This window comes from Streptomyces anulatus (assembly GCF_014650675.1).
Lineage (GTDB): Bacteria > Actinomycetota > Actinomycetes > Streptomycetales > Streptomycetaceae > Streptomyces > Streptomyces anulatus.
On record NZ_BMVK01000017.1, the window covers coordinates 163,712 to 188,055 of the forward strand.

General features: G+C 72.4%; 19 protein-coding genes and 1 tRNA gene. 4 read left to right on the plus strand and 16 right to left on the minus strand.

The genetic code is table 11. From position 1 onward, the window contains the following. Positions 1-166 precede the first annotated feature (166 nt). Complete coding sequence (locus IE272_RS31520; protein WP_190009178.1) at positions 167-2,245, minus strand: SPFH domain-containing protein; 2,079 nt, start codon at positions 2,243-2,245, stop codon at positions 167-169. Further along, positions 2,242-3,534, minus strand: coding sequence for a peptidoglycan-binding protein (locus IE272_RS31525; RefSeq protein WP_050359733.1), 1,293 nt, complete (start codon positions 3,532-3,534; stop codon positions 2,242-2,244). The genes IE272_RS31520 and IE272_RS31525 overlap by 4 nt, the downstream gene beginning before the upstream one ends. 192 nt (positions 3,535-3,726) lie before the next feature. Between IE272_RS31525 and IE272_RS31530 the strand changes: the two genes are divergently transcribed. From IE272_RS31530 to glxA, 3 genes are all read left to right on the plus strand, one after another. After that, positions 3,727-3,800: transfer RNA gene (locus IE272_RS31530), tRNA-Lys, on the plus strand. Positions 3,801-4,332: 532 nt separating this feature from the next. Beyond that, complete coding sequence (locus IE272_RS31535) at positions 4,333-6,264, plus strand: glycosyltransferase family 2 protein (protein ID WP_032793265.1); 1,932 nt, start codon at positions 4,333-4,335, stop codon at positions 6,262-6,264. Next, positions 6,261-8,198, plus strand: coding sequence for a radical copper oxidase GlxA (gene glxA, locus IE272_RS31540; RefSeq protein WP_056707169.1), 1,938 nt, complete (start codon positions 6,261-6,263; stop codon positions 8,196-8,198). The genes IE272_RS31535 and glxA overlap by 4 nt, the downstream gene beginning before the upstream one ends. A gap of 103 nt (positions 8,199-8,301) precedes the next feature. Here the strand turns inward: glxA and IE272_RS31545 are convergent, their stop codons facing one another. The 14 genes from IE272_RS31545 to IE272_RS31610 all read right to left on the minus strand — a co-directional run bounded on the left by IE272_RS31545 (position 8,302) and on the right by IE272_RS31610 (position 23,039). Beyond that, positions 8,302-9,348 carry a glycoside hydrolase family 6 protein gene (locus IE272_RS31545; protein ID WP_050359731.1) on the minus strand — a complete coding sequence of 349 codons (1,047 nt, stop codon included), beginning with the start codon at positions 9,346-9,348 and terminating at the stop codon, positions 8,302-8,304. A 368-nt stretch (positions 9,349-9,716) separates the two neighbouring features. Next, positions 9,717-10,460: a class F sortase gene (locus IE272_RS31550; RefSeq protein ID WP_190009180.1), complete on the minus strand. Its 744-nt coding sequence runs from the start codon at positions 10,458-10,460 to the stop codon at positions 9,717-9,719. 1 nt (position 10,461) lies between these two features. Continuing rightward, positions 10,462-11,028: a hypothetical protein gene (locus IE272_RS31555; RefSeq protein WP_050359729.1), complete on the minus strand. Its 567-nt coding sequence runs from the start codon at positions 11,026-11,028 to the stop codon at positions 10,462-10,464. Between the two features lie 102 nt (positions 11,029-11,130). Further along, a complete protein-coding gene (locus IE272_RS31560) occupies positions 11,131-11,964 on the minus strand; it encodes an HAD-IIA family hydrolase (RefSeq protein WP_050359728.1) in 834 nt (277 codons plus the stop codon). A gap of 74 nt (positions 11,965-12,038) precedes the next feature. Further along, complete coding sequence (locus IE272_RS31565) at positions 12,039-13,580, minus strand: alkaline phosphatase family protein (protein ID WP_057663052.1); 1,542 nt, start codon at positions 13,578-13,580, stop codon at positions 12,039-12,041. A 134-nt stretch (positions 13,581-13,714) separates the two neighbouring features. Then, positions 13,715-14,770 carry a 2-aminoethylphosphonate ABC transporter substrate-binding protein gene (locus IE272_RS31570; protein ID WP_050359726.1) on the minus strand — a complete coding sequence of 352 codons (1,056 nt, stop codon included), beginning with the start codon at positions 14,768-14,770 and terminating at the stop codon, positions 13,715-13,717. A 31-nt stretch (positions 14,771-14,801) separates the two neighbouring features. Beyond that, complete coding sequence (locus IE272_RS31575) at positions 14,802-15,599, minus strand: ABC transporter permease (protein ID WP_190009182.1); 798 nt, start codon at positions 15,597-15,599, stop codon at positions 14,802-14,804. Further along, positions 15,586-16,488 carry a 2-aminoethylphosphonate ABC transporter permease subunit gene (locus IE272_RS31580; protein WP_050359724.1) on the minus strand — a complete coding sequence of 301 codons (903 nt, stop codon included), beginning with the start codon at positions 16,486-16,488 and terminating at the stop codon, positions 15,586-15,588. The genes IE272_RS31575 and IE272_RS31580 overlap by 14 nt, the downstream gene beginning before the upstream one ends. Continuing rightward, positions 16,485-17,615 carry an ABC transporter ATP-binding protein gene (locus tag IE272_RS31585; protein WP_057663055.1) on the minus strand — a complete coding sequence of 377 codons (1,131 nt, stop codon included), beginning with the start codon at positions 17,613-17,615 and terminating at the stop codon, positions 16,485-16,487. Before IE272_RS31585 ends, IE272_RS31580 begins: the two co-directional genes overlap by 4 nt. Beyond that, the gene (locus IE272_RS31590; protein ID WP_190009184.1) at positions 17,612-18,421 is read right to left on the minus strand and encodes a phosphonatase-like hydrolase; all 810 of its coding nucleotides are present in this window, start codon (positions 18,419-18,421) and stop codon (positions 17,612-17,614) included. The genes IE272_RS31585 and IE272_RS31590 overlap by 4 nt, the downstream gene beginning before the upstream one ends. A gap of 5 nt (positions 18,422-18,426) precedes the next feature. Next, a complete protein-coding gene (locus IE272_RS31595; RefSeq protein ID WP_190009186.1) occupies positions 18,427-19,551 on the minus strand; it encodes a TIGR03364 family FAD-dependent oxidoreductase in 1,125 nt (374 codons plus the stop codon). A gap of 141 nt (positions 19,552-19,692) precedes the next feature. Continuing rightward, positions 19,693-20,463 (minus strand): GntR family transcriptional regulator, encoded by a 771-nt coding sequence (locus IE272_RS31600; RefSeq protein WP_050359721.1) that lies wholly within the window; start codon positions 20,461-20,463, stop codon positions 19,693-19,695. A 58-nt stretch (positions 20,464-20,521) separates the two neighbouring features. Continuing rightward, entirely contained in the window at positions 20,522-21,736 is a 1,215-nt protein-coding gene (locus IE272_RS31605; RefSeq protein ID WP_190009188.1) for a peptidase, read from the minus strand. A 109-nt stretch (positions 21,737-21,845) separates the two neighbouring features. Next, positions 21,846-23,039: an ROK family transcriptional regulator gene (locus IE272_RS31610; protein WP_229897857.1), complete on the minus strand. Its 1,194-nt coding sequence runs from the start codon at positions 23,037-23,039 to the stop codon at positions 21,846-21,848. 73 nt (positions 23,040-23,112) lie between these two features. On the opposite strand from IE272_RS31610, the gene IE272_RS31615 reads away from it, so the two are divergent. After that, on the plus strand, positions 23,113-24,234 hold the full coding sequence (locus tag IE272_RS31615; protein ID WP_190009190.1) for a Gfo/Idh/MocA family oxidoreductase: 1,122 nt from the start codon (positions 23,113-23,115) through the stop codon (positions 24,232-24,234). The last annotated feature ends 110 nt before the right edge of the window (positions 24,235-24,344 follow it).

Sequence of the window (24,344 nt, forward strand, 5' to 3'; positions counted from 1 at the left end):
GCATGCGAGGTACTGCGGTCTAGACCAAGTCTTAGATTATTGACGCGGCGTGAACATGTCCAGACCAATGAGCGTCGTATTCCAGCGGGTGGACGGACCGCCCCCGGACCGTCCCCACGCTTCCCTCGTGCCTCGCCCGGCACTCCCCCGGCACTCCCCCGGGGCCTCAGGCCCCGTCTCCTCCCCCGCTGCGGCCGGTGTAGAAAGCGACCGTCAAGTCCTTGACGAGCGCCTTGCGTTCGTAGTCGTCGAGTTCGACGATGCCGCGCGTGGTGAGCCGGTTGACCGTGTCGTCGACCGCGTCCACCACGGAGGTGAGCACGCTGTCCCGGTGCTTGGAGTCGATCGCGGCGATCCGTCGCCGCTGCATCGCCGCCGCGACCTCGGGGGCGTACTCGATGCCGGTCGGCTGCGCCGAGTACACCTCCACGCCCACGGGTTCGCAGTCCGCCTTCAGCATCCGGGTCAGCGCGTCGCCGACCGCCTCCGCGTCGCGCAGGCTCGGGGCGTCCTCGTGGAACGCGTCGGCGGGCAGCTGCGAGAGGACCCGGGCCATCGCGGCCTCGACCTGGGCGCTCAGGTACGCCTCGTGGTCCTCGATGCCGAGGACGGCCCGGACCGTGTCCTTGATCCGCCACACCACGAGGACGACCACGCGCAGCGCGGTGCCGTTCGCGTCGACGGCGGGCAGCGGCTCGCTGCGCCAGTGCCGCAGCCGTACGTCGACGCGGCGGCGCAGCAGCAGGGGCGAGACCCAGACGAGGCCGGTGCGCCGGACGCTGCCCCGGTAGTCGCCGAAGAGCGTCAGCACCCACGCGTACCCGACCCGTCCCCGGCCGAGGCCGCCGAGCGCGAGGAGCACCACGGTGGCGAGGAGGGCGAGCAGGGCCCAGGCGCCGAAGCCGACGCCGAGGTCGGCCCGGGGGGTGAGACCGACGGCCGTCTGCCAGGTGGCGGGCAGTGCGCCGCGCCACCACAGGACGGCCAGCCCGCCGGTGATTCCGGCCGCGCCGACGAGGAGGGCGGCGTAGCCGGGCAGGGCGGGGCCGGGGCGTTCGGCGAGGCGGGGGTCGGCGACCGGGGCGGGCCGGGTCGGCGGCTGGACCCGCGTCTGCGGCGAACGCGGCACGGGGGGCCGCCGGGTGGCGGGCGAGCGGTCCCCGGTGGCGGGGCGGCGGACGACGGCCGCGGGCAGCACCGCGGCGGCGCCCGGCTCGGCCGGCTCCTGGTCGTCGCGGAAGAGGAGGTGTACGGGGATGGAGGCGGTGGTCTCGTTGGCGATGACGGAGTGGCGGCGGCCGGGGTACGCGGGCGTCGCGGCGGTCGGGGACGTGGGGACGGGCAGGGACACCGGTACGGAGAACGTGGCGGAGGCGGCCCGGTCGCCGGGGGCCAGGTCCAGGACGAGGTCCAGCTCGGTGTCGGGCCCGGGGCCGTCGACGGATCCCCTCGCGGGAGCGCCCTCGGGCCCGTGTCCGGCCGGGGCCTTCCGGGCGGGGCCCTTCCCGGGCTCCGGCTCGGCCCCGTAGGACGGATGCGGGGTCCACTCCGCCGAGGGTTCCGTCCTCGAACGCCGGACGGGCTTGAGGTGGAGGTTCCCGTCGAGCGGCACGGGGCGCGCGGGGGCGGGGCGGCCGCCGCCGGGACCGCCGGGCGCGGGGCGGCCGTCGGAGGCGGCGGTCGGAGTCGGCCCGGCCGATCGGCCGTCCGGGGCGGGGCGGCCGGAGGCCGGCCGCTCACCGGCGCGGGCATCCCCGGCGCGGCCGTCGTCGGCGGCGGCCGGGGTCGGCCCGGTCGTTCGGCGGTCCGGGGCGGAGCCCAGATGGAGGCTCACGTTCGGGGGCTCCGGGGATCCGGCCCTAGGGGGCGCGGGCGGGACCTTGCCGGCCTCGGCAGGGTCCCGGTCCGCACGGCCGAACAGCGGCGGAAGCCCGGCGTCCGGCCCGGGCTTCGCGTCGGGCCCGGGCTCGGATGCGGACGCGGGCACGGGCTTCGCGTCGGGCTCGGATGTGGGCCCGGGCTCGGCGGCCGGTCGCGGCGCACGCTCACGATCCGGCGTCGGGGTCCTGTCGACGGCGGGGCCGAAGAGCGGGGGCGGGCTTCCCCTGCCCGGCGGGTCGAAGAGGGACGGCGGGAGCTGGTCGTCCAGGGAGTGGGGGCTGGGGGTGGGGGTGGAGCTGGTCCGGGGGGTCTGGTCGTCGTTGGGGGTCACCGGTTCCCGATTCCTTTCCGTCACGTCCGTCACGCGAAGAGCCGGCGCCAGGTCTCCGGCCCCGGGTAACCATCGGCCGCACCGCCGCGCCAGCCCTGGGCCCGCTGGAACGCCTCGACGTTGCGGCGGTCGGCCTCGGTCCAGCGCGGGCCGGGGCCCGACACGTAGTGCTTGCCGTATCCCTTCTTCACCAACTGTTTGCCGAGCCGGTCGACATGGCCGTTGGACTGACCCGGCTTGAAATAGCCGCGCCCGGGGAACGCGACCGCCGTATTCGGGCTGCCGCCCGCACCGGCGGCCGGAATGTTCCGTCCGCCGCCGGTGGCCAGCAGGCGCCAGGTGTCCGGGCCCGGGATGCCGTCCGCCTCCTTGCCCTGCCAGCCCTGCGCCCGCTGGAACGCCTGGGTCGCACGCTTGTCCGCCGCGCTCCACACGGGCCCGGGTCCGACCGCGTAGAAACGCTTGCCGCCCCGCTGGACCAGCATCCGGCCGAGCTGGGTGACGTACTTGTTGTCGGCGCCGGGGCCGAACTTCTTGGCCCCGGGGAAGGTCGTGGAGGATCCGGAGCCGGGCGATCCACCCGAGACCCCTTTATACCGGTACGCCACATAACGGTCGGAGTTGTTCCAGTACGCCAGGGGCGTCGACTGCTTCCGCGTCTGCGGGCGCGCCTGCTCGTAGGCGACGTAATGCGTGCGCGTGTGGTCGGTCCAGCCGCCGAAGATCGTGACGTGCGAGCCCTTGGAGGGGTCGGCCGGGTTGTGGAAGAGGAGGATGTCGCCGGGCTGGAGGTCGGCGCGGGCGATCCGGGTCCCGTAGGCGGCGAGGCTGCCGGTCCACTCGTTGTTGCCGAGGTTCCAGGCCATCGACACATAGCCGGAGCAGTCCTGGCGGTAGCCGTCCGACCAGTACTTCTCCATGCTGTACGGGACCTTCGCGCTCACCCACTTCTTGGCCCGGTTGATGATGTCGGCGCGGGTCGTCCTGGGCACGGCCGATCCGGCGGACGGCGGGCCCGAGGCGCCGGTGCCCCGCAGCGGCCCCTTCTCACCCTGCGGGGTGGCCGGTTCGGGATCGGCTCCCCCGTCGGCGTGCGGGGCCCCGGGGGTGTAACCGGCGGCCGCGGCCGCTCCCGCCGCCCCGCAGGAGAGGACCACCCCGGCGGCCGTGGCCAGCACCAGGGCGCGGCGCGCGCCGTGCGCGGCGGGGTGGCCGCCACGCCGCACCGGCAGGGCCCTCGCGGCGGAGCGCCGCCGTACGGCGCACCCCGCGCATCCGCAGTCGATGGCGGGTTCGTACTCCTCGAAGACCGGCACAGTCATGCGATTCCCCTCCGCACTCGTCATTCGTCAAGATCTTTGGGCGCACCTGCAACGGGCGTCAGTGTCTCAACTCTCCCGACATATCGCATTTTGACGGAACAAAGGAAAAAAACGACTATCTGATGGGGCGTGGCGTCCGGTAAATGGTTCGGAGCACCCCGGGGAGTCGGGTAGAGTTCTTCAGGTCAGCAGGCGCCGTTAGCTCAGTTGGTTAGAGCAGCTGACTCTTAATCAGCGGGTCCGGGGTTCGAGTCCCTGACGGCGCACGCACAGTCAAAGCCCTCTCACGTTCAGTGAGGGGGCTTTGATCATTCCCCGTCCGGTATCCGGTGACACCCCGCGGCCGCATACGTACAGCTACGCACCGGACCCCGGACCGTCGCGGAGCAGTGACGGAGCAGTGACAGAGGGAGAGCGAGCGCCGGTCTCCGCTTCGTCACACCCCCTCCACAAGCTGGGGTCAAATCGTGCGTATGACCGGTAACCAGTCCGTTTCACCCTTGCGATCCCGTTCGGTGTCGGACAATCTGTCTGGGGACCATCGGGTCCAAGAGGACTGCTGATCCGTACAGTTGGCACAGCAGAGCGTGACGTTCCGGTTGTCTGCGCCGCGGGGTGGGGGTCCCGCTCAAGAGCGGACGCCGAGGGGGCATCATGCAACCGGAAGGCTGCCGTTCCCTGTCTGTGGGGACGGTGGCCTGCCACCGTGTGCGTGCCCGGTGAAGAACGGGGGCCCACCGCGCACGAAGAAAGAGACCGACCAGTCACGCACCAGCATGCGTGCGGGGGGATGTACCCATGACGTCGACGCCGCCAGGCGACCGGCAGGAGAACGACGCTTCCCGGACGACACAGCTCCGGATACCCGCGGGGCTGCGGGCGGGCGCGGCGCGGCGGCGTGCCAAGAAGGAGCTGCCGCGCTACGACTACGAGCACTACAGCCGGCTCGCCGGACCGCTGACGCAGCCCCCCGCGGGCAAGCCGTACAAGGTCCAGTACCGCTCGCTCATATCGCAGGAGCCGCACCGGGTGCGCGCGGCGCTCCTGCTCGGCGCGGCTCCCCTCGTCTCGCTCGGCCTCTTCGCCTGGCTGATGCAGCCCAGCCACTGGACGGACCGTGATCCGAACCTGGACAACGACCTCCTGCTGGTCCTCGACATCGTCATGCTGGTCTCGATCGGTCTGATCGAGCTGTTCCGCACGATGAACGTCCTGTCGAACGCCCATGCCACCCTGGTCGCCCGCGACCCGGTGCCGGTGATCCCGGAGTCCGGCACCAAGGTCGCCTTCCTGACCTCCTTCGTCCCCGGCAAGGAACCGCTGGAGATGGTGACGAAGACCCTGGAGGCGGCCGTGCGGATCCGCCACCGCGGTCTGATGCACGTCTGGCTGCTGGACGAGGGAGACGACCCGGCGGTCAAGGAGGTCTGCGCCCGGCTCGGCGTGCACCACTTCTCCCGCAAGGGCGTGGCGCACTGGAACCAGGCCAAGGGCCCGCACCGCGCCAAGACCAAGCACGGCAACTACAACGCCTGGCTGGACGCGCACGGCGGCGACTACGACTTCTTCGCCTCGGTCGACACCGACCACATCCCGATGGCGAACTACCTGGAGCGGATGCTCGGCTACTTCCGCGACCCGGACGTCGGCTTCGTCATCGGCCCGCAGGTCTACGGCAACTACGACACCTTCGTCACCAAGGCCGCCGAGTCGCAGCAGTTCCTCTTCCACGCCCTGATCCAGCGCGCGGGCAACCGCTACGGCTCGCCCATGTTCGTCGGCACCAGCAACGCGGTCCGCATCTCGGCGCTCAAGCAGATCGGCGGCCTGTACGACTCGATCACCGAGGACATGGCCACCGGCTTCGAGATCCACCGCCACCGCAACCCGGCCACAGGCAAGAAGTGGCGCTCGGTCTACACGCCGGACGTGCTGGCCGTCGGCGAGGGGCCGACCGCGTGGACGGACTTTTTCACCCAGCAGCTGCGCTGGTCCCGGGGCACCTACGAGACGATCATCGGGCAGTTCTGGAAGGGCTTCGGGACCATGCCGCCCGGCAAGCTCTTCAACTACACGATGATGATCATCTTCTATCCGATGTCGGCCCTGAACTGGATCCTCGCGGCCCTCAGTTGCGCGCTGTTCCTCGGCATGGGCGCCTCCGGTGTCCAGATCGACCCGACGATCTGGATGATGCTGTACGGCAACGCCTCCGCGCTCCAGATCGGCCTGTACATCTGGAACCGCCGCCACAACGTCTCGCCGCACGAACCCGAGGGTTCCGGCGGTCTGGCCGGCATGGTGATGTCCGCGCTCTCCGCGCCGATCTACGCCCGCTCGCTGATGGACGCGGTGCTGCGCCGCAAGAGCTCGTTCGTGGTGACGCCCAAGGGCGACTCGTCGAGCCCGGACACGCTGTTCGGCACCTTCCGCATCCACCTGTTCTTCATCTTCGTCTTCGGCGCGTCGATGATCTCCTCGTTCTTCCTGGGCCACAGCCACCCGGCGATGGTCACCTGGGCCACGCTGGCGCTGCTGATCACCGCGGCGCCGATCATCGGCTGGCGGTACACGGTCCGTGCGGAGAAGAAGAAGCGCCGGGCGGGCGGCGGATCGCACCGCAGCGGCGGACCGGCCCCGGAGCCGAGGCCCCAGCCCCTGCCCGGTGCGCCGGGCAATGACCAGACCATGCAGATCGCCCAGATCGCCCTTGGGGGACGTAAGAAATGAAGTACCGTCCGAGCCGCCGTACCCGCCGCCTGGCGATCAGTACGGCGGTGGTTCTCGCGCTCGCGGGGGCGAACGGGCCCTGGCTGTACCGCTTCAGCACCGAGCGCTACCACGAGTACAAGATCAACCAGCCGGAGTACAAGGCGGCCAACGGCCACTGGGACTTCCTGGACGTCCCCTCCGAGCACCGGATCAACACGATCCACGCGGCACTGCTGCACACCGGCAAGGTGCTGCTCGTCGCGGGCTCCGGGAACAACCAGAAGAACTTCGACGCGAAGAGCTTCCGCTCGGTGCTGTGGGACCCGAAGACGGACGTCTTCAAGGACATCCCCACGCCCAAGGACATGTTCTGCGCCGGGCACACCCAGCTGCCCGACGGCAAGCTCCTCATAGCCGGCGGCACCAAGCGCTACGAGAAGCTCCAGGGCGACGTCACCAAGGCCGGCGGCCTGATGATCGTCCACAACGAGAACCCGGACAAGCCGATCACCCTGCCCGCGGGCACCCGGTTCACCGGTAAGGAGAACGGCAAGACGTACGTCTCCAAGGACCCGGTGCTGGTGGAGAAGGCGAAGAAGGTCTTCGACAAGCAGACCGGCGCCTTCCTGCGCAACGACCCCGGGCTCGGCCGGATCTACGTCGAGGCGCAGAAGACCGGCAAGCAGTACGAGACCGGCACCGAGGACAACTACCGGGTGGCGGGCCTGTCCGGCTCGGACACCCGCAACGTCTACGGCATCGCGCAGAAGCTGGCCCTGGACAAGAAGGACTTCCAGGGGATCAAGGACGCCTTCGAGTTCGACCCGGTCGCGGAGAAGTACATACCCGTCGACCCGATGAACGAGGCCCGCTGGTATCCGACGCTGACGACGCTGGAGGACGGCAAGGTCCTCGCGCTGTCGGGTCTGGACGAGATCGGGCAGATCGTCCCCGGCAAGGACGAGATCTACGACCCGGCGACCAAGAAGTGGGAGTACACCGGCATCGAACGGAAGTTCCCCACCTATCCGGCGGTCTTCCTGCTCAATGACGGCAAGCTCTTCTACTCCGGCTCCAACGCCGGATACGGTCCGGCGGACGTGGGCCGTGACCCGGGCGTCTGGGACCTGTCGACGAACAAGTTCAAGAAGATCCCCGGGCTGAGCGACCCGGACCAGATGGAGACCTCGGCGACCGTGCGGCTGCCCCCGGCCCAGGACGAGAAGTTCATGGTGATCGGCGGCGGCGGGGTCGGCGAGTCGGAGAAGTCCAGCGAGAAGTCCCGGCTGGTCGACCTCGGGAAGAAGAACCCGGAGTTCACCGACGGCGCGTCCCTCTCCGAGGGCACCCGCTACCCCAGCGCCTCGCTGCTGCCCGACGACTCCCTGCTGGTCACCGGCGGGTCCAGCGACTACCGGGGACGCGGCGGTTCGGACGTGCTCCAGGCCCGGCTGTACGACGCGAAGAGCGATACGTACAAGCAGGTCGCGGACCCGGCGGTCGGCCGGAACTACCACTCGGGCTCCCTGCTGCTGCCGGACGGCCGGGTCATGATCTTCGGCTCGGACTCGCTCTACTCCGACAAGGCCAACACCCGGCCCGGCGTCTTCGAGCAGCGCATCGAGATCTACACCCCGCCCTACCTCTACCGGGACTCCAAGCCGGAGCTGACGGCCGGGCCCAAGAAGATCGAGCGCGGCGGTACGGGCCTGTTCACCACCCAGCACGCCTCGAAGATCACCTCGGCGAAGCTGATGCGGCCCTCGGCGGTCACCCATGTCACCGACACCGACCAGCGGACCATCGCGCTGGAGATGAAGAAGTCGAAGGACGGGATCACCGTCACCGTGCCGGAGAACCGGGCGCTGGTGCCGTCCGGTTGGTACATGCTGTTCGTCACCGACGACCAGGGCACCCCGTCGGAGGGCATGTGGGTGGAGGTGCCCGAGTAGGGCGCGTACGCACCGGACGTACAGGACGAAGGCCGCACGCGGGAGGAGGTCTCTTCCCGCGTGCGGCCTTCGTCGCGTTGGCCTGCGCCGTCGCGTTCCGCGCCTACTTCGTGGCGCCGGCCAGGCCCAGTGCGTACTCCGGCCACCAGGCGCCGGCCTTCGGGCCGCCCTTGCAGTCGCCGTCGGACTCGCCGGGGCGCTTGATCCACAGGTAGGCGTCGACCCGTTCGTCGCCGGTCTGGGTGGTCGGGGCCTCGCCCAGTGCGCGCCCCGGGGGGTTGCACCAGCTCTCGGCGGGGTCGCCGCCCTTGTAGGGGCCGTTGCCGTTGCGGCTGGTGTCGATGACGAAGGGCTTGTTGCCGATCTTCTCCGACAGCTTCTTGCCGAACTCCGTGGAGACGGCCGTCGTCTGGAAGTTGGAGACGTTGAGCGAGAAGCCGTCCGCCTCGGCGATCCCGGCCCGCTGGAGCGGCTGGAACAGCGCGTCGGGCGACTGCCAGCCCGCGTTGCCCGCGTCCAGGTAGACCTTGGTGGCGGGCTGCTGCTTCAGCCGCTGGATCGCGCCCTTGAGGAGGTCGTAGCGCTCCTCGTGGAACTCCTGGGGCGTACAGCCGTCGACCAGGTGGAGCAGGGCGTCCGGCTCCAGGATCACGGTGGCGCTGCGGTCCCCGATGCCCTTGGCGACGCTGTCCAGCCAGGCCCGGTAGGCGTTGCCGTCGGAGGCGCCGCCCTTGGAGAACTGGCCGCAGTCGCGGTGCGGGATGTTGTAGAGGACCAGCAGGGCGTCCCGGTCGACGGCGGCCGCCGCCTCGGTGACGCCCTTGACCTCGGCCTCGGGGGTGTCCGGGCCGATCCACTCGCCGACCGGCTGCCGCGCTATCTTCCGGATCAGCTCGGCGTTCTTCTCGTCGCCGTCCTCGCTGTACGCGGCGACCTGACGGGCCGCGTTGCCGTCGGGGTTGACCCAGTACGGATCCTTGTCCTTGGGCTGCTGCTCGACGGTCGGCGCGCTCTGCTTGTCGCCGCCCTCCCCGTCGCCGGAGCAGCCCGCCAGCAGCAGGGCCGCCCCGAGCGCCGCCGCCGTGCCGGTCGTCCGCAGGCCCGCCGCGCGCCCGCGCGTCCGGGACCGGCCGGTGTAACTGCCGTACATCCACTCCCCCTTGGGTGCACTGCCTGCACTGTTGCTCACTGGTTGCACCGATGTGCTGCCGGTCCGATCCATCCTGGCACAGCGGCCGGGCGCCCACGCTCCCACCCGTACAACGGTCACACAGGTGCACCGGTTCCGGACATCCTGTTCGAAAGCCGGTCATCCGTCCGGCGGGTCCCCCTACAGTGGCGAGGAACCCGGCGCCCGGCCCCTCCCCCCACCGAACCGACCTCCCGTACCGCGCCGGGCGACTCCCGCGGCCGGGCGCACGCGGTCGAGGACCGGCCCGGCCGGCACGCCCCGTGAGAGGCGGCCGGCCGGGCCGGGTTTGACGTGGTGCGGGATGCGGTGGGCCGGTGGTCGGCGGGTCAGCCTCGGCTGCCGTGGCCCACGGCCCGGACGCGCTCCCCGCCGTCCCCGGCGTCCTGCGCGTCCTTCGCGTCCTTCGCGTCCTTCGCGCCGGTGAGGTAGGCGGAGACGACCACGTTCGCCGTGTAGGAGCGGGTCCTGTGGTCGTACGTCCCGCCGCAGGTGATCAGCCGCAGCTCGGCCCGGCCGTCCTCGCGGGGCCCGTACGCCTTCTGCGCGTCGAAGCGTTCGCGGGTGACGAGCTGGACGTCGTCCACGGTGAACTCCGCGACGCTGCCGTCGGTCCGGGCGACCTCGATCCGGGCCCCCGGCTTCACCGCGCTGAGTCCGTAGAAGACCGCCGGCCTGGTGTCGGTGTCGACATGGCCGACGAACAGGGCCGCGCCCTTCGCCCCGGGCCGGGCGCCGTCGCCGTACCAGCCGGCGGTCTTCGGCATGCCGTACGGGGGCGGGTCGATGGCCCCGTCCCGGTCGAGGCCGCGCGCGATGACGGGGGCCGAGATCCCCACGGAGGGGACCTCGACGCGTTCGGGGGCCGCCCCGTCGAGCGGGTCGTGGGCCGGGGGCAGCTCCGCCCCGAGGGGGCGGCCGACCGCGGCCACGTCGCCGGTGGTGGGCCCCGACAGGCCGCCGAGCCCGCCGCCGGCGTCCCGGCCCCAGATCCACAGGCCGAGCAGCAGCACGGCCCAGGTCACTCCGGTGAGCAGTCGCCCGTTTCCTGCCGGGCGGTCCGGGGCTCCCATGTCAGCTGCCGGCCGGGCCGCGGCGCCGGCGCGAGCTGCGCAGGGCGACGGCGACGGCCGCGACGGCGGCGAGCACCAGTCCGATCACCGCGTGCCGGGTGCCGGGGCCCTCGGCCTCGGTGGACCGTTCGGCGAGGGTGGCGGTGCCTCCGCCGCCCGCCTTGACAGGTGCGGCGGGCGAGGGGCGGTTGTGGTGGATGACGGTGAGGGTGCCGGTCGCCTTGGATCGTCCGTCCTTGCACGTCACCCAGACGTCGTAGGAGCGGGGCTCGGCGTCGTCCCGGATCCGGGCCTCGGCGAAGAGGCCCTTGTCGTCGGCGGGGCGGAAGTGTGCCTCCGAGGAGAAGGCGTCGGAGTTGCCCGTCGCCTCGCGGCCCTTGCCGCAGACGTCGACCCACAGCTCCACCTTCCCGCCGGGGGCGATGGTGGACGGGGTGACCGAGACGGTGCCGGTGCGCCGGTCGTCGTCACCGGCCGGGGCGGCCGGGGACGCCAGGGCGGCGGGGGCGGGCACGGCTATGAGTGCGGCCGCCGCTGCGGCACAGAACGTGAGGGGGATTGAACGCATCGTGAACCTCCTACGGGAAGGTTCACGTCTGCGGCGGCGGCCCGCATCCGCAGTCCTCCATTCGAGCGACGCCCGGGCGACTGCGGATGCGGTCCGCGCAGGTCAGCGGCTGTCGGCCTGCTCGGCCTGCTTCCCCTGGTCCACCTGGTCCGGCAGGTCGATGAGGTCGACCAGGTCGGCGATGGACTCGACGACGTGCGAGGGACCGTACGGGTAGCGGTCGATGTCGGCGACGGACGTCAGCCCGGTGAGGACCAGGAAGGTCTGCATGCCCGCTTCCAGGCCCGCCAGGACGTCGGTGTCCATCCGGTCGCCGATCATGGCGCTGGTCTCGGAGTGCGCGCCGATGGCGTTGAGACCGGTCCGCATCATCAGGGGGTTGGGCTTGCCCGCGAAGTACGGGTCCTTGCCGGTGGCCTTGGTGATGAGGGCGGCGACCGAGCCGGTGGCGGGCAGCGGGCCCTCGGCGGACGGGCCGGTCTCGTCGGGGTTGGTGCAGATGAAGCGGGCGCCCGCGTTGATCAGCCGGATCGCCTTGGTGAGCGCCTCGAAGCTGTACGTCCGGGTCTCGCCGAGCACCACGTAGTCCGGGTCGTGGTCGGTGAGGACGTACCCGATGTCGTGCAGGGCCGTGGTGAGACCGGCCTCGCCGATGACGTACGCGGTGCCGCCGGGACGCTGGTCGTCCAGGAACTGGGCGGTGGCGAGCGCGGAGGTCCAGATGTTCTCCACGGGCACGTCCAGGCCCATGCGCTTCAGCCGGGCGTGCAGGTCGCGCGCGGTGTAGATGGAGTTGTTGGTGAGGACGAGGAAGGGCAGCCCGGAATCCCGCAGCCGCTTGATGAAGGCATCGGCACCGGGGATGGGGGTGCCCTCGTGGATGAGGACGCCGTCCATGTCGGTGAGCCAGGATGAGATCGGCTTGCGCTCTGCCATGTGTCGGGACTCCTGCCGTACGCACTGCGTGCTGGGGGTGCCCGGACCACGCCGTCCCGGCACCCCCAGCATAATTAGCTCGCGGTCACTGTGACCCCGTCGATCACCCAGTACCAGTTGTTGCTGCCGGTGTAGTGGAACCGGAAGCTCACGTTGGCGGCCCCGGCCGGGACGTCCAGGGTGAGCGCCTGGGGCTGGGAGATCACGTCGGAGGTGTAGCGCTTCACCTCGACGGGCGTTCCGCCGTTCCAGGAGGCGAGGACGCGGGCGCTCTGGCTGCCCTCCTGCCGGTAGAGGGTGGTGAAGCCGAGCGTCACCCTCGACCTGCCGCCGACCGCGTACGCCGGGGTGACGAGCGTGGAGTCGTACGGTCCCGAGGACGCCTTGTCGTCCCACTCGTCGGAGTCGGCGACCGCGAAGATCCCGCGCGAGCGGACGTTCAGCTCACGGGACTGGTCGCGCTGGCTGCGGCTCCAGAACTCGTCGGTGGCGAAGGACCAGCCGCGCCACTCGGCGACGCCCCCGGTGCCCATCGCGGAGTTCACGACGGACCAGCCGCTGGGCGCGGTGTGGGTCCAGCCGAGGATGCCGGCCGGGATGCCGGTCTCGTCGGTGCGTCCGGCGAGCGCCGGGTACAGGGCCTCGAACGGGTCGGTGGAGCGTTCCTGGATCGGCTTGCCGTCCAGGCCCCAGGCGGGGTCGGGGACGATGCCGAGCTGCCGGTAGACGGTGGCGGCGACGTCCACGAGGCGGGTGTCGGCGGGGCGGGCGCCGGCCGCGATGCCGGGGCCCTGGGCGAGGACGAAGGTGCGCCGCTCCTCGATCGCGCTGCCGCCGTGGCCGCCGGAGTCGGTGTGGCCGTGGTCGGTGGTGACGATGACGGTCCACCGCTCGGTGGCGTACGAGGGGCGGGCCCTGATCGCGGCCAGGAGGCGGCCGAGGTAGCCGTCCTGGACGTCGATCGCCTCGCGGTACTTGGCACTGGCGGCACCGGAGTTGTGGCCGACGATGTCGGTCTGGCCGAAGTAGACGAACAGGACGTCCGGGTTCTGGTTCCGGAGGATCGACTCGGTCTCGGCGGCGATGGTGGCGTCGTGGCCGGTGTAGCCGTCGGCGTCGCCGTCGAGGACGAGCTTGGCGTCGGCGCCCGGGGTGACCGTGCCCTGGGCGTCCAGGGGCTTCCAGTCGACGGCGGCGTAGGTGGAGAGCTGGGGGCGGACCTGGGCGAGGCGGGCGAGGAAGCCGGGGTACTTCCCGTAGTTCTTCCCGGCGAAGGAGTTCTCCTTGACGCCGTGCTTGTCGGGCCAGACGCCGGTGGAGATGGTCGACCAGCCGGGGCCGGAGGAGGTCGCGGCCATCGGGTTGGCGTACAGCAGCGAGGTGCCGTACGTCCCGTTGGCCATCATCGACTTGAGGTGCGGGGCCTTGGCGGCGGCGATGACGTCGTGGCGCAGCCCGTCCATGCCGACGACGAGCACCTTGTCCTTGCTGGTGCCGTCGGGGAGGGTGGGCGCGGCGTGCGCGGCGGTGGCGGTGGCGAGGGGGCCGACGGCGGCTGCCGTGGCCGCGGCGGCGGTGGTGGCGAGCACGGAGCGTCGGGACAGGGACCGGGACACGTGATCCTCCAGGGAGGGGGGCGGGTCGGACGGGGCTGGGCGTGAACTGCCTTCTGGACCAGACCCGTTACCTTCGCGAGACAACCGGGCCGAGTCCAGACCTTCGCAGGAATCCGTGGCGGAGAGGTGACCGGTCAGCTTCCGGTGGCCGACTTCCAGGCGTCGATGTACGTGTCCAGGTTGGCGCCGATGTCCGCCCAGTCGGGCTCGAAGATCTCCACGCCCTCCATCAGACCGGCCAGTTCGACGGCGTTGGCGTCGGTGGCCTCGATGTCCTTGCGGGCGGCGAATCCCCCGCCGACCGCGCTGACGTCGCGCTGGGCCTGCTCGGAGAGCATGAAGTCGAGCAGCTTCTTGCCGTTCTCGCTGTGCGGGGCCTTCGCGACGAGGCCGGCGGCGTACGGCAGGGCGAAGCTGGTGGGCTTCCCGTCGCCCTTGGCGGGGAACCAGATGGAGAGGTTGGGCATGTCCTTGGACTGGGCGAAGTTCATCTGGACGTCCCCGTTGGCGGCGAGGAGTTCTCCCTTGTCGACCTTGGGGGCGAGCTTGCCGGTGGAGGCGGACGGGCCGACGTTGTTGGTCTGGAGCTTCTTCAGGTACGCCATGGCCGGCTCCTGGCCGCCGAAGTCGTGCATCGCCTTGATGAGGACGGCGGTGCCGTCGCCCGCGACGCCGGGGGTGGAGTACTGGACCTTCTCCTTGTACGAGGGGTCGAGCAGGTCCTCCCAGGTCCTGGGCGGGTTCTTCAGCTCCTTCTTGTTGTGGACGAAGCCGAAGTAGTTGTTGACGACGGAGGTCCACTTCCCGTCGGCCGCCCGGTCGGCGCCGTCGACCTGGTCGGCGCCCTTCGGCTCGTACGCGGTGAGGAGGCCCTTGGCGTCGGCCTGCTGGATGAAGGGCGGCAGGGTGACGAGCACGTCGGCCTGGGTGTTGGACTTCTCGCGGGCGGCGCGCTGCACCATCTCGCCGGAGCCGCCTTCCACGTACTTCACCTCGATGCCGGTCTTCTTCTCGAAGTCCTTGAAGACCTTGTCGTACCAGCCGTCGCCGTTCTCGCCCTTGAGGCCGTCGGCGCTGTAGACGGTGACGGACTTCTCGTCGGACGCGGCGGAGGAGCCGCCGCAGGCGGTGAGGGTGACGGCGGCGAGGCCGGCCATGGGGAGGGCGAGGGCACGGGCACGGTTGCGCATGGGATTTCTCCAGGGGGTACGGGGGTGGGGATCAGCGGTAGGAGGCGCGGGTCCGGATGCGGGAGACGGCGGCCAGGACGAGGAGCGTCGCCGTCATCAGGACCACGGCGAGGGCGGCGCCGGTGAAGAGGGAGCCCCGGTCGGTGGCGGCGAAGATCTGCACCGGCAGCGGGGTCCAGTCCGGCGGGTAGAGCATCATCGTGGCGCTCAGCTCCCCCATGGACAGGGCGAAGCAGAGCCCTGCGGCCGAGGTGAGCGAGGGCAGCAGGAGGGGCAGCCGGATCCGCCACAGGACCCGGGCGGGGCTTGCCCCGAGGCCGGCGGCGGCCTGTTCGTACATCGGGTCCAGACGGCGTACGGCGGCGGAGACCGACTGGTACGCGAACGCGGTGACGAGCACGGTGTGGGCGAGGATCACGATCCAGCGCGTCCCGTTGAGCAGCACGGGCGGCTGGCTGTAGGCCACCAGCACGGCGAGGCCGACGACCACCGAGGGCACGGCGACCGGCAGGATGAACAGGGCGTCCAGGAGCCGCTTTCCGCGCTTGCGGAGAGAGGCGGCGGCCAGCGCCGCCCAGCCTCCGAGGGTGAGTGCCAGCACGCTCGCGGCCACGGCCGTGACCAGGCTGGTGGTCAGCGCCTGGAGGGAGTCGCCGCTCGTCGCGGCGGAGTAGCGCTCGACGGTGGGTCCGGAGGGAAAGGCGCCGGACCAGTTCGTGGCGAGGGACGCGGCGAGGATGACGAGCAGGGGCACCGCGAACAGCGGGACGAAGAGGAGGAGGAAGACGGCCCAGGTGGCCCACTTCCCGGCCCGGCTATGCACCAGCACGACGGCTCACCACCCGGTAGAGGCTGTAGAGGCCCACGGAGATCGCGATGTTGACGACGGCGACGACGCAGGCGGCCGGGTAGTCCGACTCCAGGATCGCCTTGCTGTAGACGAGCATCGGCAGCGTCGTGACGCCCTTCGCCCCGGTGAACAGGACGATCCCGAACTCGTTGAGGCACATCACCAGGACGAGGCTGCCGCCCGCCGCGAGGGCCGGCAGCGCCTCGGGCAGGATCACCTGCCGGATGATCCGGACGGGCCCGGCGCCGAGCGAGGAGGCCACTTCGAGCTGGCTGGTGTCGAGTTGGGAGAACGCGGCGAGCAGCGGACGCATCACGAACGGCGTGAAGTAGGTGATCTCCGCGAGCAGGACGCCCCAGGGGGTGGTCAGGAAGTGGAAGGGCCCCTCCGCCGCCCCGGTGACATCGGTCCAGAGCCCGTTGGCCATCCCGACGGAGCCGTAGACGAACAGCAGGGCCAGGGTGATGAGGAAGGACGGGAAGGAGAGGAACACATCGACGAACCGGGCGACCGCCTTCCCGCCGGGGAACGGGACGAACGCGATGACCAGCGCGAGGACGAACCCGAGGACGAGGCAGCCCACGGTCGAGCCGACGGCGAGCCACACGGTGGTGGTGAGCGCGGAGCGGAAGACCTCGGAGGCGAAGACGTCGGCGTACGGGTCGAGCGAGACGCCGCCCTCGTCGGGGGTGACGGACTGCTGGACGACGAGGGCCAGCGGGTAGAGGAACGCGAGCGCGAGGACGGCGACGGGCGGCAGCGCCCAGACCCAGGCGGGGACGGAACGGGACCGTGCGGGGGCGGGGCCGGGGACCGGTCCGGCCGGGGTCCGGGGGGCGACGGCGGTGGCGGTGGTGGCCGTGGTCATGGGCCGACTCCCGCCGGTTCGCTCGCTCCGGCCGGGAGCAGCACCGCGTCCTCGGCCGCGAAGTGCAGGGTGACCGGGTCGCCGAGCGCCGGGGGCTCGCGCAGTTCGCGGAGGTCGGCCATGAGCCGGTGGCCGTCGACGTCGGCGTGGACGCGGTGGGTGGAGCCGCGCCACTGGACCTCGGTGACGCTGCCGGTGAGGGCGTTGGGCCCGTCGCCGAGGCCGACCAGGTGCGGCCGGACGCAGAGGGTCGCCGTGGCTCCGGGGGCGGCGGTGCCGGTGGGGACGGCGAGCGCGTGGCCGCCGAACCCGACGGCTCCTTCACCGGCGACCGTGACCGGGAGGAGGTTGGCGTTGCCGACGAACGAGGCGGTGAACTCGGTGCGCGGACGGCGGTAGAGCTCCTGGGGGGTGCCGCAGTCCTGGAGCCGGGCCCGGTCCATGACGGCGATCCGGTCGGCGAGGGTGAGGGCCTCGACCTGGTCATGGGTGACGTACAGGATGGAGACGTCCGGCAACTCGCGGTGCAGCCGGGCCAGTTCGGCGAGCATCCCGGAGCGGAGCCGGGCGTCGAGGGCGGAGAGCGGTTCGTCGAGGAGCAGGACGCCGGGGCGGATGGCGAGCGCGCGGGCGATGGCGACGCGCTGCTGCTGGCCGCCGGAGAGTTCGCGCGGGTGGCGCTCCGCGTACGCGGCCATGCCGACGAGTTCGAGGGCCTCGGTGACCCGGCCGGGGATCTCGGCCTTCGGGGTGCGGTGGGCCTTGAGCCCGAAGGCCACGTTGTCCTTGACCTTGAGGTGCGGGAAGAGGGCGTAACTCTGGACGACCATGCCGATGCCGCGCCGGTGCGGGGGCAGGGCGGTGACGTCCCGGCCGCCGAGGAACACCCGCCCGGAGGCGGGCCGGACGAACCCGGCGACAGCGCGCAGCGCCGTGGTCTTGCCCGAGCCGGACGGCCCGAGGAGGGCCATCACCTCGCCGGGTTCGACGGTGAGGTCGAGCCGGTCGAGGACGACGTTCCCGCCGTAGGCGACGGTGACGCCCTCGAAGCGGATGCCGCTGGGGGCGGCGGGGGCGGTCCGGCCGGGGGTGGGGGCGCCGGGCACGGCGGGGGCCGGGGCGCTCATGCCTCGGCCCGGGCAGCGGCGGGCAGCCCGGCCGCCTCGGCCCGCGCTGCGGGATCCGGCAGTCCGGCTGCCTCGGCCCGCGCAATGAGGTCGGGCAGTTCGGCGACGGACCCGAGCACGTGGGTCGCGCCGTGCCGGGTCAGCCGGTCCTTGTCGTGGGCGCCGGTGAGGACCCCGGCGACGATCCCGGCGCCGGAGCGTACGCCGCTGAGCATGTCGTACGAGGTGTCGCCGGCCACCGCGGTCCGCCGGACGTCGTCCACGGCCCCGGTGCGCAGGAAGGCGGCCAGCACCATGTCCGGGAAGGGCCGGCCCCGGCCGCCCGCGTCGGCGGGGCAGAGGGTGAGCGGGACGAGGTCCTGCCAGCCGAGGGCGGCGAGGATGGCGTCCTGGGTGGGGCGGGCGAAGCCGGTGGTCAGGACGACGGTGCGGCCCTCGGACGCGAGCCGTTCGACGGCCTCGCGGGCGCCGGGGACGGGTGCGATGCGGCCGGCGTCGACGAGTTCTCCGTACGCCTCCTCGAAGGCGGTGTTGGCGCGCTGGGCCTTGTCCTCGCCGTCCTCGCCGCCATCACCGCCCTCACCTGCGAAGAGGTGCCGGAAGACGGAGATCTTGGACTCGCCCATGGTGGCGCGGACGTAGGCGAGTTGGCGGGCGTGCTCGTCGGATCCGGGCCGTACGCCGAGGCGTTGGGCGGCGGCGGAGAAGGCCTGCTCGACGAGGCCGCCGTCGGCGACGGTGGTCCCGGCCATGTCGAGGACGACGAGGCGGAAGGGGTCGCGCGTGATGTCGGTCGGGGAAGTCATGTGTTTCACCAGCCCAGTTGGTCGGCGGTCGTTTCGGCGATGGCGGGCGAGCACGTCATGCCGCGCCCGCCGGGCCCGGTGACGAGCCAGACCCCGTCGGACACCTGCTGCCGGTGAACGACGCGTGAGGTGTCGGTGCACTGGGCGTAGACGCCCGCCCAGCGGTGGCGTACGCGTGGCAGCGGGCGGCCGAGGAAGGCCTCGACGACCCGGGTGAGGTGCTCGTAGGGCTCCTCGACGGTGTCGAAGGCGAAGGGGTGCTCGTACTCGTGGGTGTCGCCGATGGTCAGTCCGCCGTCGCGGCGCTGCACCATGAGGAGCTGCATGCGGTGCTCGGCTGCCACCGGGTCCTGGGCCTGTCCGGCGTTGAGGGCGTCGAGCGCCTCGCCCCGGTAGGCGGGGTAGTAGCGGAAGCTGTCGGCGTCGGCGACGGAGGTGGTGAGCGGTTCGCCGAGCGGGTCGGTCTGCATCATCTGGAGGCGGACGCGGCGCACGGGCAGCTCGGGCCCGGCGAGTTCGCGGACCAGCCCGCCGAGCCAGGCGCCGGTCGCGAGGATCACGGCGTCACCGGTGTGGACGTCGCCGTGGTCGTCGCGCACCGAGGCGGTCCCGACGACGTCACGCACTTCACGGCCACCGAGGAAGGTGTAGCGGCCGGTGGCCAGCAGGTGTTCCTTCAGGGCGAGTTGGGCGGTGCGGGGTTCGACGGCCGCGTCCCGCTCGCACCACAGGGCGGCGGTGAACGCGCCGCGCAGGGCGGGGTTGATCGCCCGCGCCTCGTCGGCGGCGAGCAGCTTGTAGCCGCGCGCCGCCGCGTCGGGCCGGGCGACGGCCGCCTCGGCGACGGCGACCTCGCGTGCGGTGCGCAGCGGGGTGAGCGAACCGCAGGCGCGGAAACCGAGTCCGGGCACCTGCTCCCCGAGTGACTCCCACAGCTCACGGGCGCGCAGGGCGGTCTCCAGCTCCTCGCCGCCGGCCCGGCCGCTGACCCATATCTGTCCGAAATTGCGGAGCGATGCCCCGCGTGCCTCGCTCTCGCGCTCGATCTGTACGACCTCGTGGCCGCGGCTGACTGCGTGCCAGGCGTGCATGGTTCCCACCACGCCGGCTCCTACGACGATGACTCTCACGTCGGCCACGCTCCTCGGGAGGGGTGTCCCGCACGCGTCCGTTCACCGACGGGACGGTGAACGACCCCGCAAGTTTGGACCAGACCCGTTATCTTTCCGTGACCTTAAGGGTGATGTGGTGAAGCAGGGAACAGGCCGTTCTCAGCTCCGCCGCTCGCCCCGCAGATGGGCGGAGAAGGAGAAGCGGTCGCCGCGGAACAGGGTCCGTACGCGCTCCAGCGGCCGGCCGTCGGCGTCCCGGGAGAGCCGGTGGATCAGGAGCATCGGCAGGGCGGGCGGGGTCCCGATGAGCAGGGCCTCACGGGGGGTCGCGAGCACGGTCTCGATCCGCTCGTCGGCGTCGCCGAAGGCGATGCCGAGGCGGTCGCGGAGGTAGGCGTAGAAGGAGGAGTCCGGGTCGAACTCCGTGTCCAGGTCCGGGACGCGGGCGACGCCGACGTACGTGCTCTCCAGGCCGACGCGTTCGTCGTCGGCGAGCAGCACCCGCTCCAGGTGCCAGACCGGCTCGCCCCGCTCGACCGCGATCTCGGCGGCGAGCTCCTCGGGGCAGGGGAAGCGGTCCAGGCCGATGAGGTGGCGGCCGGGCCGCCGGCCCTGGCGGCGGACGCCCTCGGTGTAGCTGGCCAGCGAGAGCGGCTGCTCCAGCTTGGGCCCGGCGACGACGGTGCCGCGCCCCTGCCGGCGCAGCCGCCCTTCCAGGAGGAGTTCGCGCAGGGCCTGGCGGACGGTCTCGCGCGCGACCTCGTGCCGCTGGGCGAGCTCCCGCTCGGTGGGCAGGAGCCCGCCCTCGCCCAACTCGTCCAGCAGCACCGCGATACGGGCCTTGACCGCGTAGTACTTCGGGATACGGCCGTGCTCGGGGATGCCGGAGCGGATCGGTGCGCCAGGTGCCTGGTCGTTCGGGTAGTCCACGGCCCGATGGTTGCAGACGCGGGTGAACGGGCGGCGTTACGGGCTCCGCCGCGGCCGGTCAGTCCGCGGTGCGGCGGAGCCGGCGGGCGTACCGCACCAGGGCGGTCCCGCCGAGCAGGAGCGCCCCGGCGGCCGCCCCGGTCCAGGACAGTGACGCCGGTCCGGTGCGGGCGAGTTCGGGGAGCGGGCGACCCGGGCCGACGCGGGGCGGGAGCCCGGGGTGCTCCTCGTCGGCGCCCCTGCCCTCCTCCCCGGTTCCGGGACGGGTCGGCGGCCGGGGGGCGGGGTCGCGGTCCGGGGACGGTTCCCGGCCCGTGCCGGGGTCCGTACGGGTGCCGTCGCCCGGGTCGACGCGCCCCGGGCCGACGTATTCAGGGTCGGCACGTTCCGGATCGGGACGCTCCACCCGGGGACGTTCCGGCTGCGAGCGCTCGGGCTGCGGGCGCTCGGAACGGGGCTGTTCGGAACGAGGTTGTTCCGGTTCACGGATGCCGCCCGTGGCGCCGTCGACGATCACGAAGGCGTAGTCCTCCGACTCCCCCACCCATTCGCCGTCCTCGCGCCCGCCGCCCTTGGCCTTGTCCTGGTGGCGGCGCTGGACGACGGCGGCGTGGGCGGTGACCGGGCCGGGGTCGGTGTCGGAGGTGAAGGCCATCCGGACGCGTACGGAGACGGTTTCGCCGGCGGGAACGGTGAACCCGAGGAAGCCGTCGCCGGAGCCGTCGGCGCCCGTACCCGCGCCTGCGCCGGTCGACGTCCCCGCCTCGCCTTCCTCCCCACCCTCCGCCTTCTCGCGCCGGTCGTCCCGGTCGTCCCGCTCGCCGCCGAAGACGCCGATCTGCTCGTCGCGGTCGGTGCTCTCCCAGGTGACCCGGTGTTCGACCCCGGGGCGGCCGGGCTCGGAGAACTCCAGCTGGATCTGGTCCGAGGTCAGCCGGCGGTCGCGGTCGGCGAGGACGAGGACCGGGTGCAGGGCCCGGCACGTCGTGTCGGTGGTGTTGGTGAGGTCGAGGAACCAGGTGCCGTAGCCGCCGCCGGAGGCGTACCTGTCCGGGGCGTCCTGGATCCGGGTCTCGATGGGGAAGTCCTTGGCGGCCGGGTCACCGCAGACCGGCTGCCGGTCGGCGGCTAAGGAAGCGGGTGCGGACACGGCCGGCAGGGCGGCGGCCTGCGGACCGCCCAGAAGCGCGGCGGGCACCGTGATCCCGGCGGCCAGCCCGAGGGCGGCGAGCGCACGGGCGTCACGCCGCCGTGCGCAGGAAGTGGGGGTCATGAGGGGGCACCCTTCGCTGCTCGCGGACGACCGGGGCCGAGGCCTCCGGCGATGGCCTCCGACGCAAGCACGCGCGCGCGGACTCAGAGAGTCGACATGCCGACTTGATTCATAGGATCACCCGACTGCTCCCCCCTGTGCTTCCCGCCCCGCTCCCGCGCTCGCCACTCAGCTCCCCGGCCCGGCCCCCGGCCTGCTCCCCCACCCGCCCGAACACCGGCGCGAGCACCAGTTGCGCCGCGCCCTCCGCGACCGGCCGGTCGCCGCCCCGGGCGACCGTGACGGTCACGCCCGCGCCCGCCCCGCCCCGCGCGGCCCGCTCCTCGATCACGGCCCGGACGCCCCGTACGTACGCATCCTCGTCGGCGGCCACCGTCCTGCCGCCCAGGACCACGCGGTCGACGCCGAGCAGGCCGACCAGGTTCGCCGCGCCCGTTCCCAGGACCCGGGCGGCCTCACCCCGGTCGCCGCGCGCCTCGGCGGCCAGGCACAGCACCTCGATGCAGCCGCGTCCGCCGCAGCCGCAGAGCGGGCCGTCCAACTGGAGGGTCTGGTGGCCGAATTCGCCCGCCCCCGTCCGCGCGCCCCGGTGCACCTCGCCGCCGAGGACCAGGCCCGCGCCCAGCCCCGTACCGAGGTGGAGGTAGGCGAAGTCGCCGCGCGGCTCGTCGAGCGACAGGGCCACGGCGAGGGCGGCGGCGTTGGTGTCCTTGTCCAGCACCACCGGCAGCCCGGTCCGTTCGGCCAGGGCGGCGCGCAGCGGGTACCCGTCCCACTGCGGGAATCCCGTGACCCGGTGCAGGACGCCGTCCCGGTGGTCCAGCGGGCCGGGCACGGCGACGCCGACGCCGAGCACCGGCTTGTGCGGTTCGGCGGCGCACAGGTCCCGCACCGCGTCCGCCGCGTCCGCGAGGACCCGGTCCGCCGGAGCGCCGAGGTCGAGCGGCGCGCGGGTGACCGCGACCGGGCGGCCCGCGAGGTCGACCAGGACGGCGGTGAGCCCGTCGCGGTCCAGGTGCAGCCCGACGGCGAACTGCGCGTCGGGGACCAGCCGCAGCACGGTGCGCGGCTTGCCGCCGGTGGAGGGGCGCAGGCCCGCGCCGACGGCGAGACCGTCCTCCCGCAGCCGGGCGGTGATCTTGCTGACGGCCTGCGGGGTGAGGCCGGTGCCCTCGGCCAGCTCCAGCCTGCTGATGCCCTCCGCCCCGGCGGCCCGCAGCAGGTCCAGCACCAGCGCGGCGTTGTGGTGGCGCAGCGCCGGGAGATTCACCCCCGCAGGGGCCTTCGTCCTGGTCCTGTTCACGGCTCGCTCCTCTTCACCGCCCCATTGTGCCGGTCGCTTGCACTTTGGCAACAGCGTTGCTTAAGTGGAATGCATGACCCCCAACGCCCCCGACGCCCCCCTCCGCGTCGCCCTCGTCGGCTACGGCCTGGCCGGCTCCGTCTTCCACGCCCCGCTGGTCTCCGCGACCGAAGGACTGGTGCTCGACACGGTCGTCACGTCGAACGAGGAACGCCGGGCCGAGGCCCTCGCCGCCTTCCCCGGCGTCCGCCTCGCCGCCTCGCCGGACGAGCTGTGGGAGCGCGCCGACGAGCTGGACCTCGTCGTGATCGCCACCCCGAACAGGACGCACGTCCCGCTGGCGACGGCCGCGCTGAAGGCGGGCCTTCCGGTGGTCGTGGACAAGCCGGTCGCCGGAACCGCCGCCGAGGCGCGCGAGCTCGCGGCTCTCGCCGAGGAGCGCGGGCTGCTGCTCTCGGTCTTCCAGAACCGCCGCTGGGACAACGACTTCCGCACCCTGGCCGGGCTGATCGCCGAGGGCGAACTGGGCGAGGTGCAGCGCTTCGAGTCCCGGTTCGAGCGCTGGCGGCCGCAGCCGAAGGGCGGCTGGCGCGAGTCGGGCGACCCGGAGGAGATCGGCGGTCTGCTGTTCGACCTGGGCAGCCATGTCGTCGACCAGGCGCTGGTGCTGTTCGGCCCGGCGGTCCAGGTGTACGCCGAGTCCGACGTACGGCGTCCCGGCGCGGCGGCGGACGACGACACGTTCCTGGCGATCACCCACGCCAACGGGGTCCGCTCGCATCTCCACGTCAGCGCCACCACGGCCCAGCTCGGCCCGCGTTTCCGGGTGCTGGGCTCGAAGGCGGGCTATGTGAAGTACGGCCTGGACCCGCAGGAGGCGGCCCTGCGCGAGGGCCTGCGCCCGGTGGCCGGTGAGCCGTGGGGCGAGGAGGCGGAGGAGCTGTGGGGCCGCCTCGGTTCCGGCGAGTCCCCGCTGACCGGCGGCGGCACCCCGGTCCGTACGCTGCCCGGCGACTACCCCGCGTACTACGCCGCCGTCGCCGCCGCCGTACGCGGCACCGGCCGGAACCCGGTCACCGCGCTGCAGGCCGCCGCCGCGCTGGACGTCCTGGAGGCCGCCCGCCGTTCGGCCCGTGAGGGCGTCTCCGTCACCCTTCTCCCGCACCACGACGAAGAAGAGGAGCAGCGCGCATGAGCACCGCCTCCCCCACCATCTCCGAGCTGATCGCCCAGGAACGCCGGCTCACTGAGCTTCTTCAGCGTTGCAACTCCAGGGTGAGAACGGCCTTGGCGATTGACGTCATG

Excerpts from the sequence above, each read along its gene's own strand:
- IE272_RS31560 (WP_050359728.1), bottom strand. The coding sequence starts at position 11,964 with ATGGCAGAGCGCAAGCCGATCTCATCCTGGCTCACCGACATGGACGGC.
- glxA (WP_056707169.1), top strand. The coding sequence starts at position 6,261 with ATGAAGTACCGTCCGAGCCGCCGTACCCGCCGCCTGGCGATCAGTACG.
- IE272_RS31535 (WP_032793265.1), top strand. The coding sequence starts at position 4,333 with ATGACGTCGACGCCGCCAGGCGACCGGCAGGAGAACGACGCTTCCCGG.
- IE272_RS31550 (WP_190009180.1), bottom strand. The coding sequence starts at position 10,460 with ATGGGAGCCCCGGACCGCCCGGCAGGAAACGGGCGACTGCTCACCGGA.
- IE272_RS31545 (WP_050359731.1), bottom strand. The coding sequence starts at position 9,348 with ATGTACGGCAGTTACACCGGCCGGTCCCGGACGCGCGGGCGCGCGGCG.
- IE272_RS31580 (WP_050359724.1), bottom strand. The coding sequence starts at position 16,488 with ATGACCACGGCCACCACCGCCACCGCCGTCGCCCCCCGGACCCCGGCC.
- IE272_RS31605 (WP_190009188.1), bottom strand. The coding sequence starts at position 21,736 with ATGACCCCCACTTCCTGCGCACGGCGGCGTGACGCCCGTGCGCTCGCC.
- IE272_RS31570 (WP_050359726.1), bottom strand. The coding sequence starts at position 14,770 with ATGCGCAACCGTGCCCGTGCCCTCGCCCTCCCCATGGCCGGCCTCGCC.
- IE272_RS31615 (WP_190009190.1), top strand. The coding sequence starts at position 23,113 with ATGACCCCCAACGCCCCCGACGCCCCCCTCCGCGTCGCCCTCGTCGGC.
- IE272_RS31590 (WP_190009184.1), bottom strand. The coding sequence starts at position 18,421 with ATGACTTCCCCGACCGACATCACGCGCGACCCCTTCCGCCTCGTCGTC.
- IE272_RS31585 (WP_057663055.1), bottom strand. The coding sequence starts at position 17,615 with ATGAGCGCCCCGGCCCCCGCCGTGCCCGGCGCCCCCACCCCCGGCCGG.
- IE272_RS31525 (WP_050359733.1), bottom strand. The coding sequence starts at position 3,534 with ATGACTGTGCCGGTCTTCGAGGAGTACGAACCCGCCATCGACTGCGGA.
- IE272_RS31555 (WP_050359729.1), bottom strand. The coding sequence starts at position 11,028 with ATGCGTTCAATCCCCCTCACGTTCTGTGCCGCAGCGGCGGCCGCACTC.